Genomic DNA, 12211 nt, shown 5'->3' with positions numbered 1-12211 from the left:
CCCCCCGGCCCCGCGATTACCGGTTACGGTGCTTTGCGTACGTGATCGACAGGGGGAGGGACCGAATGCCCGGAACCGTGCTGCTGCTCGCCGCGTCGCCCGTGGGCAGGGGGCGGCTGGTGGACGCCGCGGCCGTACTCCCCGTGCTCGCGGCCGTCGACCCGGCCGTGCTGGCCGGCGCCGACACCGCCAACATCGTCGAACTCGCCGACCCGCTGGATCCGCAGGCCGTCCTCACCCGGCTGCGCGCCGCCGCCGGGGCACCGGGACCGCTCACCGTCTACGTCACCGGCCAGCTCCAGCTCGACCGCCGCCAGCGCCTGCCCCACCTGGCGCTCGCCCGCACCACCCCGGCCACGGTCCGCTACACGGCCTTCCCCTGGCACTGGTTCCGCGAGGAGCTGCGCCTGCGCGCCCCCGGCGACACCACCGTCCTCGTCGACCTGCACGCCGACGCGGACACCTGGGAGCTGCTGCGCACCACCCCGCTCGACACGGGCCGCACCAGCGCGGTCTACGGCCGGATCGCCCCGCCGCCGAGCCGCCGCGACACCCCCGCCGCCCCGGCCTACATGAAGGCGCTCGCGACGATACTGCGCAGCGGCCACCGCCCGCCGCTCGGCCGGCTGCACGAGCAGGCCCTGATGCGCACCGGCGGCACCGGCGACCTCGTCCTCACCGCCGCCCCGCCCGTCACCGCGAACGACCCGCACGCCGCGATCACCGCCGCCGTGCAGTCGGGCCGGCACGCCCACGCCGACACGCTCGCCGCGCAGTGGGAGCAGGCCGCCGTACGGGCGCACGGGGCGGGCTCGGAGGAGGCGCTGCACTGGGCGGAGGTACGGGCCGACCTGGCGATGTTCGCCGGTGACCCGGCGCGCAGCTGCCGCACCTGGCTGGCCGTGGCAGCCGCCCGGCTGGCCGCCGGACAGGCCGTGGACGCGCCCGCCGTCGAGTCGGCGGTGGACCGGGCGCACCACCAGTGGGGGCAGGTCAGGGAACCCGCCCGGGTCCGCGAACTGGGCATCGCCCTGGCCGGGTTGCGCGCGCGGGTGCCGGGGCGCAGGGAGGGCGCGCTGGAACACGTCCAGCGCAAGCTGCGCCGCCTGGAGCCGCAGCCGCAGCCCTGACGGTTTTGGCGGGCCCTGGCACGCGACGGCTGCCTTGACGGGCCTTGGCGCGGCTCCTCAGCCGAGAGGGGGCTGGGCGGGGGTCGGGCCGAGGGTGGTGGTGCCGGGGGCCGTGCGGTGGCCGAGGCCGGTGCGGTAGGCGTCGAGGGCGGCCTCCACCCGGCCGGTGCGGCGGAGCAGGTCACCGAGGACACGGCACAGGTCGGCGAGGTCGCCGGCCGCGCCCGCGCGTTCCAGCAGGCTGAGCGCGCGGACGTAGTGCTCCTCGGCGGTGTCGGTGTCGCGGGCGGACTCCGCGATCCGGCCGAGGAGACGGTGGGCGGCCGCGGCGTGCACGGCGCCGCGCTCGGAGGACAGGTCCCCGAGGACGTCGTGCAGGAGGGCGGCGGCCTCCTCGGACTTGCCGCGGCGGTGCAGCACGTCGGCGAGTTCGACCGCGACCTGGCTGCTGTACAGGGCGGCGCGCTTGGCGGAGAGCATGGCCTGGGCGGCCCGCAGCTCGGACTCGGCGTGCTCCAGGTCGCCGTTCTGGGCGTGGACGTAGCCGCGCATCCAGTGGCAGTTGGCCAGCTCGGTGCGGATCTGGAGCTGGCGGTACAGCTCGGCCGCCTTGGCGAGGGAGGCGTCGGCCTCGGCGATGCGGCCCTCGGCGAGCAGGGTGCGGGCCACCGAGCGGTGCATCCGGGCGACCAGGGCGGGGTCGGCGGCCCGCGGGGCGAGGGCGAGCGCGAACTCGGCGGCCTGGGCGGCACGGGCGTGGGCGCCCATGTCCATGTAGGGGCCGATGACACTGGCGTACAGCAGCAGCAGTGCGTCGGGGTCGTGGAGGCCGCCCCGGTTGAGCTCGTCGAGGGTCGTCTCCAGCAGGTAGACGGCGTAGCGGAGCTCACCGGCGAGGTAGTGGGCGACGGCCCGGCCGCGCAGGGCGGGGACGCGGGCGGGCAGCGGGGCGTCGGCGAGGGCCTGCTCGGCGTGTTCGAAGTGCCGGCGGGCGGCACCGAGGTCGCCGGTGTCGAGGGCGCATTCGCCGAGGCCGAGCAGGGCGGTGTACCGGGCGTCGGCGAGGCCGTGCGTCTCCGCCTCGGCGAGCAGGGCGGCGTACCGGCGGGCGGCCTCCTCGGCGTCCCCGGTGGCCAGGGTGCGCTGGGCCTCGGTGAGGCGGAGCCGCAGGTCGGTGGCGAGGTGGGCGGGGCGGCCGGTGGCCAGCTCGTCGAAGGCGACGCCGAGCCGGCCGGCGAGGTACCGCAGGGCCTCGTCGGAGGGGCGGACGCGGCCGGATTCCAGGGTGGAGATGTAGGCGGGCGTGTAGACGGGCTCCGCCAGCTGCCGCTGGGTCAGACCGCGTTCCCGTCGTAACCGCTGCACCCTGCGCCCGATGGTCTCCGGGTCGTCGCGCTTCGCCATGCGCTCATGATGCCAGCGCCAACTGGCAAGACAGCTCTTCCCGTTGAAGTCCGCACCCCCTAGGTTGGAACAACGTAACCGGAGAAGTTAAGCCCGCTTAATCGTTCGCTGTTGCTTTGCGAGGTCTGCCGTGCCCGTGTCCGCGCCCGCACGTCTCACCCCCCACGCCGCCCGGCGATACGCCAGGGCCCTCGCCGCCGCGGTCATCGCCGCGACCGCCTTGATCACGGCGGCGAACGCGGGACCGGCGGAGGCGGCGGAGCCGGGGCGCGGGGTGGCCGTGGACCGGGCGCCCCGGACGCCCTGACGCGGCCGGGCCCGGTCGTGGCCGAAACGGTCGTTTCGGGACACCCCGGTCGGGTAGTCGGGCCACGTTTCCGGTTCACCACCGTGAGAAGGGGTTCGGACGTGCGGCCCAGGGACGAGCGGGACGGGGCGTGGGCCGCCGACGTGATCGCGGAGTCGGTGCGCGGCGTCGGCCCCGGCGACCTGCCGCGCCGGCTGTGCCAGGTCGCGACCCGGGTGCTGCCGGTGGACTGCGCCAGCGTCTCGCTGTGCGGCGACCGGATGCCGGTGCCGCTGAGCGCCGGGGACGACCGGGCCGCCGACCTCATGGAGATCCAGGCCACCCTGGGAGAGGGGCCCTGCCTGGACGCCGCCCACAGCGGCAGGCCCGTGCTCGCCGCCGACCTGACCTCGACCGCGAACGCCGGCCGCTGGCCCGTCTTCGCGCAGCAGGCGACCGCGGCGGGCGTACGGGCGGTGTACGCGCTGCCGCTGGGCGACGGGGTCGGCTGCGTCGGCACCCTCGACCTGTACCGGGACGCCCCGGGCACCCTCACGGCCCGCGAACTGCACATCGCGCACCTCGTGGCCAAGGTCATGACCGTCGCGCTCACCACCCTGCCCTGCGACGACGAGTACGGCGACCGGGCCGACGGCACCTGGCTGAGCGACCTGGCCGACGGCCACGACCAGGTCTTCCAGGCCGTCGGCATGATCATGGCCCGCCTCGGCATCGGTTCCGACGAGGCGCTGTCCCTGCTGCGCGCCCGGGCCTTCGCCCATGGGCGCACCGTCCTGGACCTCGCCCACGAACTGGTCGCCCAGCGCAAGCCGTTCGACTTCGAATAGCGGCCCCCGCCCGCGAGCGGCGCGTCACACCTGCACCCGCCCCTGCCTGCGGACCTCCCCCAGCCGCTCGGCGCCCAGTTCCGTCATCCCGGTCGTGACCTCGGGGGAGACGTCGCCCAGGCCGCCGTTGGTCAGGGTGAGGGCGTCGTCGCCGACGCGGACGGCCACGGCGTGCAGGGTGAGGGTGACCGGTTCGCCCTCGTACTCGATGGTCACGGTGAGCCGCAGCGCCTGGCGGGCGTCCCCGACCTCCGGGAGCGGGGCGCCGTTCACCGTCACCTGCTGCTCGGTGCCGGACGCGGTGGTGGCGGAGAACCCCGCGCACTTGCCGGGCAGCGTCCGCATCCAGGCGAGGGTGCGGTCGACCTCCGCCGGGCGCTGGGCGGTGACCTGGTAGCGCAGCTGGGAGCCGCTGGACCAGTTGTCCAGGGCGACGACCGCCCGCGCGGGCGCGCCCAGCAGTTCGTCGGCGTAGAGCGCGTCGAGCAGGCGCTGGCAGTCCGGGTCGGTGCCCTGGGCGGCCCGTGTCTTGAGGAAGGCGTCCCGCCAGGTCGCCGCGCCCTTGGTGGGAGTCCAGGGCTCCCCGAGGTCCGTCGCGTCGATGAGCGCTTCCCGGGCCTGGGCGTCGGTCAGCGCGGGGGCGGTCGCCGGGGCCGGGGACCGGGCGGGGTCGGCGGACGAGGCGGCCCGCGAGGACGCGGAGGGCGTGGCCGGCTCGCGCGGCTCCGCCTCCACCTTGATCGCGGAGCAGGCGGCGGCACCGAGCAGGGCCGCCGCGGCGAGGACGCGGGCGGTGAGGCGGGTTCCGGTCCGGGCGGGTGACGAGGGCAGCGATCGGGGCATCGAGGGGGACTCCAAGGGCTCCGGAGCGGGGGATGTGCGACGGGGTACGTCCACGGCATCACTGCCCGCGACGGGTCACCAGCGCGCCGGGCCGTCCGGGTGATCATGCGCGGTCGCCGGGAGAAAACGCCTCGCGCTCCCGCGCCGGCCCCCGCTACCGTCGGGTCCATGAAGCGCGCCATCCCGTCCTGCACGACGACGCCGGAGAACGTCCCGGCGCGCTGACTGCTGAGCAGATGTCCGAAGCCCCGGGGTGAGCGCCCCGGGGCTTCGTCGTGCGGTGCTCACCTCGCAACCGAGAGGGCTTCGAAGCGAGAGGAGACCGCGATGACCTCGTACGACCACCGACGACTCGGCCGCGAGCTGGGCGTCTTCGACACCGATCCGCTGATGGGCGCCGGGCTGCCGTACTGGCTGCCCGACGGGGCCGTCGTACGGCACACCCTGGAGGAGTACGTCAGGGAGGCCGAACGGGCCGCCGGGTACCGGCACGTGTACTCGCCGGTGCTCGGCAAGCGGGAGCTGTACGAGATCTCCGGGCACTGGGACCACTACAGCGAGGACATGTTCCCGCCCATGGAGCTGGGCGCCGAACAGGTCGTGCTGCGGCCCAGCCTGTGCCCGCACCACGCGCTCATCTACCGCTCCCGCTCGCACAGCTACCGGGAACTCCCGTTCCGCCTGGCCGAGTTGGGTGGCATGTACCGCTCCGAGCCGTCGGGGGTGCTCGGCGGGCTGACCCGCGTCCGGGCCATCCAGCTCAACGACGCCCACATCTTCTGCACCCTCGACCAGGCCGTGGCGGAGGCCCGCGACGCCCTCGCCCTCATCCGCCGCGCCTACGCCGACCTCGGCATCCGGGCCGCCCGCTTCCGGCTCTCCCTGCCCGGCGAGGGCGGCAAGTACGTCGCCGACCCGGAGCTGTGGCGGCGGGCGACCGCGCTGCTGCGGGAGGTGCTGGAGTCGGCCGGGGTGGCGTACGAGGCCGTGCCGGGCGAGGCCGCCTTCTACGGGCCCAAGATCGATGTGCAGGTCGTGGACGGCGCCGGACGCGAGTCCACCCTCTCCACCGTCCAGATCGACTTCCACCAGCCCGAACGCTTCGACCTGCACTACATCGGCGCCGACGGCGGCAGGCACCGGCCGGTCATGGTGCACCGCAGCGTCATCGGCAGCGTCGAGCGGGCCGTCGCGCACCTGATGGAGCAGCACGGCGGCGCCTTCCCGGCGTGGCTCGCGCCCGTGCAGCTCGTCGTGCTGCCGGTCGCCGAGGCGCAGGAGGCGGCGGCGGGGGAGATCGTGGAACGGGCAGTCCGGCTGGGGCTGCGGGCCGAGCTGCGCGGGCCCGGGCAGGGCAGCCTCGGCGCGCGGATCCGGGCGGCGCGGCTCGTGCCGTACCAGGCGGTGGTCGGCGAGCGGGAGGCCGGCGGAGGACTGGCCGCCGTACGGCTGCGGGACGGGCGGCAGCCCGGAGCCCTGCCGGCCGACGCCCTGCTGCGACGCGTCGCGGAGCGGGTCGCCGCGCGCGGCACCGAGCTGTGGGAGGCCGCGGGGAGCGGGGAGTCCGCATAGGGTTCGTCGCAGACGGAAGGAGTGCCCGTGACCGGCCGGCCCATCCCCGTGATCATCGACTGCGACACCGGCGTCGACGACGCCCTGGCCCTCCTGTTCGCCGTCCGGCACCCGGGGCTCGACCTGCGCGCGGTCACCTGTGTCGCCGGGAACACCGGGGTGGACGGGGTCGTGCGCAACACCCTCACCGTGCTGGAGCAGGCCGGCGCCCCCGGGATCCCCGTCGGGCGGGGCGCCGAGCGGCCGCTGGTCGAGCCGCCGCGCTCGGCACGGCACGTGCACGGCGAGGACGGGATGGGCGACCTCGGTCTGCCCGCCCCCGCCCGCACCCCGGCCGAGGTGGACGCGGTCACCCTGCTCCGCCGCGAGATCCTCGCCTCGCCCCGCCCGGTCACGCTGATCCCCACCGCCCCGCTCACCAACATCGCCCTCCTGCTGCGCACCCACCCGGACGTCACCCGCAACATCGAGCGGATCGTGTTCATGGGTGGCGCGGTGGCCTGCGGGAACGCGACGCCGGTCGCCGAGTTCAACGTGTGGCACGACCCGGAGGCGGCGGCGGTGCTGCTCACCGCCGGGGTGCCGATCACCATGTACGGGCTCGACGTGTTCACCCGGGTCGTCGTCCCCGGCCCCGACGTCCGGCGGCTGCGGGCGAGCACCGAGCCCGGCGCCCGGCTGGCCGGCGAACTCCTCGCCCACCGCCCGGCCACCCCGGACGCCGACCCGGCCGACCCGGGCGGCGGCATCGGCGACGCGGGCGCGGTGTGCGCGGTCGCCGACCCGGCCGGCCTCACCACGCGTCTGCTGCCGGTCGAGGTCTCCCTCGCCCCGGGGCCGGCCCGCGGCCAGACCGTCGTCGACCGCCGCCCCCGCCCCGGCGAGGCCGAGATCCACGGCGAGGGCCGCGCACCGGGCCTGGTGGACGTGGCCCTGGACGTGGACGTGGAGCGGTACGTGAAGTTGTGGGTGGCGACGGTGGAAGGACCGGAAGCGTCCTGACGGGTCGTCGGCGGAACGCCGCACGGACAGAACGCCTACGGCGACAGAACGCCGTACGACAACAAGGGCATCACATCATCTGACAATCCGTCCGGTAACCCGCTGCGGCGCAAGGAATGTTCGCTTTTCCGGCGATGTGGACAGTCATTGCACTGTCACCCGCATCACCCGCAATGCCGCGAAGGAGACCGCGTGCCCGACATCTCCTCCCAGAACCCCGACTGGTGGCGCCAGGCCGTCATCTACCAGGTCTACCCCCGCAGCTTCGCCGACGCCGACGGCGACGGACTCGGCGACCTCAAGGGCATCACCCAGCGGCTCACGCATCTCGCCGCGCTCGGCGTCGACGCGCTGTGGCTGAGCCCGTTCTATCCGTCCGAGCTGGCCGACGGCGGCTACGACGTCGCCGACTACCGGGACGTCGACCCGCGCCTCGGCAGCCTCGACGACTTCGACGCGATGGCCGCCGAGGCGCACCGGCTGGGCCTGAAGGTCATCGTCGACCTCGTCCCCAATCACAGTTCCCACCGGCACGTGTGGTTCCAGGAGGCGCTGCGCGCAGGGCCCGGCTCGGCCGCCCGCGACCGGTACGTGTTCCGGGACGGACGCGGCCCCGGCGGGGAACTGCCGCCCACCGACTGGCAGTCCGTGTTCGGCGGCAGCGCCTGGCAGCGCGTCCCCGACGGACAGTGGTACCTGCACCTGTTCGCCCCCGAACAGCCCGACCTCAACTGGGAGAACGAGGAGGTCCGCGCCGACTTCCGCACCACCCTGAAGTTCTGGTCCGACCGGGGCGTCGACGGCTTCCGCGTCGACGTCGCGCACGCCCTCGCCAAGGACCTGAGCGAGCCGCTGCGCGACCTCGGCGCGCCCGAGCTGAGCGACGAGGAGTACCTGACCGAGTTCGCCCCCGGCACCCACCCCTTCTTCGACCGCGACGAGGTCCACGAGATCTACCGCGACTGGCGCAAGATCCTCGACGCCTACTCCCCGCCCCGCATGGCCGTCGCCGAGGCCTGGGTGCCGGGCCCCCGCCGGGTGCTGTACGCCCGGCCGGACGAACTCGGCCAGGCCTTCAACTTCGAGTACCTGAAGACCCGCTGGGACGCCGGCGAACTGCGCCGTGTCATTACCGACTCCCTCGCCACCGCCCGCGCCGCCGGGGCCTCCGCCACCTGGGTGCTGTCCAACCACGACGTCGTACGGCACGCCTCACGGCTGGTCCTGCCGCCCGGCACCGACCTCGACGCCTGGCTGCTGTCCGGCGGCAGCGCACCGGCCGTCGACCCCGCCGCCGGACTGCGCCGCGCCCGCGCCGCGACCCTGCTGATGCTGGCGCTGCCCGGGTCGTCGTACCTGTACCAGGGCGAGGAACTGGGCCTGCCCGAGGTCGCCGACCTGCCCACCGCCGTCCTCCAGGACCCGATCTGGGAGCAGACCGGCCACGTCCGCAAGGGCCGCGACGGCTGCCGGGTACCGCTTCCGTGGACCACCACCGGCCCGTCGTACGGCTTCGGCGCGGGTGGCGCCTGGCTGCCGCAGCCGGACGTGTTCGCGCGCTACGCCGTCGAGGCGCAGGACGGGGTCGAGGGCTCGACCCTGGAGCTGTACCGGCTGGCGCTGAAGCTGCGCCGGAAGCTGCTGGAGGGCGAGGAGCTGACCTGGCGGGAGGACACCCCGGACGGTGTGCTGGCGTTCGACCGCAGCGATGGCTGGCGGTGCGTGGCCAACCTGTCCGGCGGGCCCGTGCCGCTGCCCCCCGGCGAGCTGCTGCTGAGCAGCACGCCGCTCGACGAGCAGGGGGTGCTCCCGCCGGACACCACCGTCTGGCTCGGGTAGGGCGAGACACCCTCCGGGGCTTGACAGGCCCGGCCGTGCGGGCCTACCCAAGGCGTGTAGGCGAGTGCACGGGCAGGCCGAGATGGAGCACAGCCGGTCTCAGGGATGGGAACGCCTGGTCGCCGAGGTCGCGGAGCGGACCGCCGACCTCAAACGGGTCCAGGCCGAGTACGCCCGTTACCGCGAGCGGGTCCGGCGCGACCGGCTCGCGGTGCGGGAGATCGCCGTCGCGAACGTGCTGCGCGGGCTGCTGCCGGTGCTGGACGTCGTCGACGCGGCCCGCGCCCAGGAGCCGGCCACGCCGGGCCTGACCGAGATCGCCGGGGTGCTGTACGCCCAGGTGGGCGGGCTGGGGCTGGTGGCGTTCGGGGAGGTGGGCGAGCCGTTCGACCCGGTGTGCCACGAGGCGCTGGTCCACCACGTCTCCCCGACCGCCGCACACCCTGTCTGCACGGCGGTCCTGCGCCCCGGCTACCGGGTCGGCGACGTCCTGCTCCGCCCGGCCGCCGTGGAGGTCACGGGCCCGGCGTAGGGCGCCGGGAGGATCACGGCCGTGGGTCAGTAGCGCAGGGCGCGGCTCACCTCGGTCTTCACGTTCCCGCTCAGGTCGCGGTTGCTGCGGGCCGTGCCGGAGCGGGTCTCGCCGGCCGGCACGTCGGCGACGGTCACCACGACCGTGTCGAGGAAGTTGCCCCCCTGGTCGTTGTAGGTGACCTGCACGGCGAAGGACTTGGTCGAACCGGCGGTGTTCCGCACGGTGACCTCGGCCGCGGCCCGCCCGTCACGGTCGGTCGTGGGTTTGCCGAGCGTCACGTCCTTCTTGACGTCGACGCCGCCGGTGATGTCGTCGAACCGCTGCTGCACCTCGGCGGTGGCCGACTCCACCACCTCGCCGGCCCGGGAAGCGGCGGACTCGGCCGCCGAGGCGGCGCTGCCGACCGGGTTCTGCGGCGTGCTCTCCTCGTCGGCGCAGCCGGTGAGCGCGAGGGCCGTGGCCGCCGCGGCGGCCGTGAGCGCGGCCCAGGTCCTGCGGTGACAGGCCATGGTGCCTCCCAGGGTGCGGGTCTTCATTCCAGTGAAGGCCCGACCGGGTGACGCCGCACTCCGGGTCCTTCGGGGTCACCCGAACGGACGCTTCCGCCTGGTGGGGGCGGGTTGACCGGCGGATCGTCGAGACATGAGCCAGCAGCAGCCGAGGTACACCGAACCCGCCGCCTCCGCCAGGCCCCCGAGCGTGGACCTGGCCTCCGGCGGCACCGTCTTCGCCGGTGTCCTGCTGCTGGTCAACGGCATCCTGGCGGTCCTGCAGGGCATCGCCGCGATCGTCGAGGACGACGTGTACGCGCGGCTCGGCCACTACCTGTACGAGGTCAGCCTCACTGGCTGGGGCTGGGTGCTGCTGGTCCTCGGCGTGATCGCGGCGCTCACCGGCGCGGGCATCCTCAGGGGCGCCGAGTGGGCCCGCGCGGTCGGCATCGTGCTGGCGTCGCTGGGCCTGATCGTCCAGTTCATGTTCCTGCCGTACGCGCCGTTCTGGGCGCTGATCATGATCGCCGTCGACTTCTTCGTCATCTGGGCACTCGCGATGCACCGCCCGCCGACGACCCGGTGAGCTCCTCCGTCTTCGCCTCCGCCGCGCGCACCCGGGCGCCGTGCCGCAGCAGCAGGACGCCCGCGGCGCTGGACGCCAGGGTGATGGTGGTGGTCAGGGCGATGCCGCCCTGCCACAGCCGCGCGTTGCACAGCCACCCCACCGGCAGCTGGAGGAGGAACAGCCCCAGAGCGGTGTGCCCGAACCGGCGCCGGGTCTTCTCGACGACGCCCCAGACCATCAGCAGCACCGGTACGACGAGCATGGCCGCCGTCGCCACGGTCCGGCTCGGGCGGGGCACGAAGCTGTCGGAGGCGGGCAGGGCCAGGGCCACGACGGCGAGGATGAACCCGAGGGCGAAACGGGCGGAGCCGGGGCGGTGCTTCGGGGGAGCGGGCTCGGCCGGTCGCGAAGGATCGGACGCCTTGGAGAGCGTGAGCTTGGGCGCGGGCGGTGCCGTCCGCGCGGGCTGCGGCTTCGGCGTGGGGCGTGAGGTCTGTGCCGGCTTCTGCTTCCGGGCGGCCGAGCTGATCCTGCGGGCGGCCGCGTTGACCGGGTTCATCGCGCCGTCGAGGGCGTACACGAACAGCGCGATGTCGTTCTCGGCGGCGTACTCGACGGCCGTCGAGGCGTAGCTGCTGCCGGTGAAGAACAGCAGCTGCCGGTCCATGTGCCGCCCGCGCGCCCCGAACAGCCGCTGCAGCTCCGGCCGCCCCACCGCGTGGGCCTGGAACTTCACCTGCCCCAGCGCCCGCGTCGACCGTACGTCGACGCCGCCGTCCGCCCCGCCGGGGCGTGCGGCGGCGTCGTGGTAGCCCCAGTGGCGCATCCACGCGGCGGCGTTGCGCTCGGCTTCCTGCCAGCTGCGTATGGGGCGGCGGGCCGGGGGCTGGTGACGTCCGGCCTGCTGGGCGTTGTCCGTGCTCACGGGCTGGAGTATCGCAATCCCGTCGTACGGCCCCGGCCGAGGGACCCCGTCTCAGCCGCTGTGCGCCCCGCAAGTCGGGCACCGTTCGCGGGTATCGGTGTGCCCGGCGAGGGTGCCGAGGGCCTGCTGGAGGGCGAGTTCGACGGCGGCGGGCACGAACAGCGACCCGGTGCCGTCGGGCGGCACCAGCCAGCGCAGCCGGCCCGCGGCCCGGTACGGGGCGGGGACGGCGATCCAGGAGCCCCGGCCCGCGTACCGGATGTCGGGGCCGACCCACCGCCCCTGCGGGTCCGGCGGCAGGAAGAAGCCGACCCGGCGGGATCCGGTGTCCGCGAGCACCGGGCCGGGCGCCTGCGGGATGCACAGCAGGGCGTCCAGGGCGAGCACGCCCAGGTTCTCCGGGACGGTCAGCACGTCCCAGAACCGTCCGCAGGCCACCATCGATATCCCGCTCTCCCCTGCCCACTGGCGCTTGCACGCACGTGGGTCCGTGGCCGCCGCGGAGAGCCATTCCTCGGCCCGTCTCTGGGCGCCTCGCATAAGTGCACCTCCGAGTTCCGGAACAGGGGTGCTCATGCTTGTGGATATTTCTAAGCCGGGGAAGGGGTGGCGAACCGTGGCGAATGGGTACGAGCTGCCTCCGCGCCCCCCGCGCCACCTCGCACGCCCCTCAGCCGACTGCTTCGCCGACTCCTCCTCTGCTCCTCCTCTGCTCCCCTTCTGCTGTCCGTCCGCGCTTGGTCTGTTCCTCTTCAGTCCCAACAGGCA

General features: G+C 74.6%; 13 protein-coding genes. 8 read left to right on the top strand and 5 right to left on the bottom strand.

Features of this window, described 5'->3' with window-relative positions:
• Positions 1-65 precede the first annotated feature (65 nt).
• Positions 66-1130, top strand: coding sequence for a hypothetical protein (locus ACSU6L_RS18000; RefSeq protein ID WP_437058054.1), 1065 nt, complete (start codon positions 66-68; stop codon positions 1128-1130).
• 57 nt (positions 1131-1187) lie between these two features.
• Here the strand turns inward: ACSU6L_RS18000 and ACSU6L_RS17995 are convergent, their stop codons facing one another.
• Entirely contained in the window at positions 1188-2534 is a 1347-nt protein-coding gene (locus tag ACSU6L_RS17995; RefSeq protein ID WP_437058052.1) for a helix-turn-helix domain-containing protein, read from the bottom strand.
• Between the two features lie 136 nt (positions 2535-2670).
• On the opposite strand from ACSU6L_RS17995, the gene ACSU6L_RS17990 reads away from it, so the two are divergent.
• A complete protein-coding gene (locus ACSU6L_RS17990; RefSeq protein WP_437058050.1) occupies positions 2671-2841 on the top strand; it encodes a hypothetical protein in 171 nt (56 codons plus the stop codon).
• A gap of 101 nt (positions 2842-2942) precedes the next feature.
• On the top strand, positions 2943-3668 hold the full coding sequence (locus ACSU6L_RS17985; RefSeq protein WP_437058048.1) for a GAF and ANTAR domain-containing protein: 726 nt from the start codon (positions 2943-2945) through the stop codon (positions 3666-3668).
• Positions 3669-3692: 24 nt separating this feature from the next.
• Here ACSU6L_RS17985 and ACSU6L_RS17980 read toward each other — a convergent pair whose 3' ends face one another.
• Positions 3693-4511 carry a hypothetical protein gene (locus ACSU6L_RS17980; RefSeq protein ID WP_437058046.1) on the bottom strand — a complete coding sequence of 273 codons (819 nt, stop codon included), beginning with the start codon at positions 4509-4511 and terminating at the stop codon, positions 3693-3695.
• A gap of 225 nt (positions 4512-4736) precedes the next feature.
• Here ACSU6L_RS17980 and thrS point away from each other — a divergent pair, with 225 nt between their 5' ends.
• The 4 genes from thrS (at position 4737) to grpE (ending at position 9456) form a co-directional block, all read left to right on the top strand.
• The gene (gene thrS / locus ACSU6L_RS17975) at positions 4737-6083 is read left to right on the top strand and encodes a threonine--tRNA ligase (protein ID WP_437064942.1); all 1347 of its coding nucleotides are present in this window, start codon (positions 4737-4739) and stop codon (positions 6081-6083) included.
• 27 nt (positions 6084-6110) lie between these two features.
• The gene (locus tag ACSU6L_RS17970) at positions 6111-7085 is read left to right on the top strand and encodes a nucleoside hydrolase (protein WP_437058044.1); all 975 of its coding nucleotides are present in this window, start codon (positions 6111-6113) and stop codon (positions 7083-7085) included.
• A 192-nt stretch (positions 7086-7277) separates the two neighbouring features.
• On the top strand, positions 7278-8924 hold the full coding sequence (locus tag ACSU6L_RS17965) for a glycoside hydrolase family 13 protein (RefSeq protein WP_437058042.1): 1647 nt from the start codon (positions 7278-7280) through the stop codon (positions 8922-8924).
• 64 nt (positions 8925-8988) lie between these two features.
• Complete coding sequence (gene grpE / locus ACSU6L_RS17960; RefSeq protein WP_437058040.1) at positions 8989-9456, top strand: nucleotide exchange factor GrpE; 468 nt, start codon at positions 8989-8991, stop codon at positions 9454-9456.
• 26 nt (positions 9457-9482) lie between these two features.
• Here grpE and ACSU6L_RS17955 read toward each other — a convergent pair whose 3' ends face one another.
• Complete coding sequence (locus tag ACSU6L_RS17955) at positions 9483-9995, bottom strand: hypothetical protein (RefSeq protein ID WP_437058038.1); 513 nt, start codon at positions 9993-9995, stop codon at positions 9483-9485.
• A gap of 106 nt (positions 9996-10101) precedes the next feature.
• Here ACSU6L_RS17955 and ACSU6L_RS17950 point away from each other — a divergent pair, with 106 nt between their 5' ends.
• Positions 10102-10536: a DUF7144 family membrane protein gene (locus ACSU6L_RS17950; protein ID WP_437058036.1), complete on the top strand. Its 435-nt coding sequence runs from the start codon at positions 10102-10104 to the stop codon at positions 10534-10536.
• Here ACSU6L_RS17950 and ACSU6L_RS17945 read toward each other — a convergent pair.
• Positions 10493-11443, bottom strand: a complete 951-nt coding sequence (locus ACSU6L_RS17945; protein WP_437058033.1) for a restriction endonuclease — start codon at positions 11441-11443, stop codon at positions 10493-10495. The genes ACSU6L_RS17950 and ACSU6L_RS17945 overlap by 44 nt on opposite strands.
• Before the next feature lie 51 nt (positions 11444-11494).
• Positions 11495-11884: a hypothetical protein gene (locus tag ACSU6L_RS17940; RefSeq protein ID WP_437058031.1), complete on the bottom strand. Its 390-nt coding sequence runs from the start codon at positions 11882-11884 to the stop codon at positions 11495-11497.
• Between the last annotated feature and the right edge of the window lie 327 nt (positions 11885-12211).

The sequence above is a fragment of the Streptomyces sp. enrichment culture genome (assembly GCF_964272855.1).
GTDB lineage: Bacteria > Actinomycetota > Actinomycetes > Streptomycetales > Streptomycetaceae > Streptomyces.
This window is presented reverse-complemented; position numbering and strand designations above follow the sequence as displayed.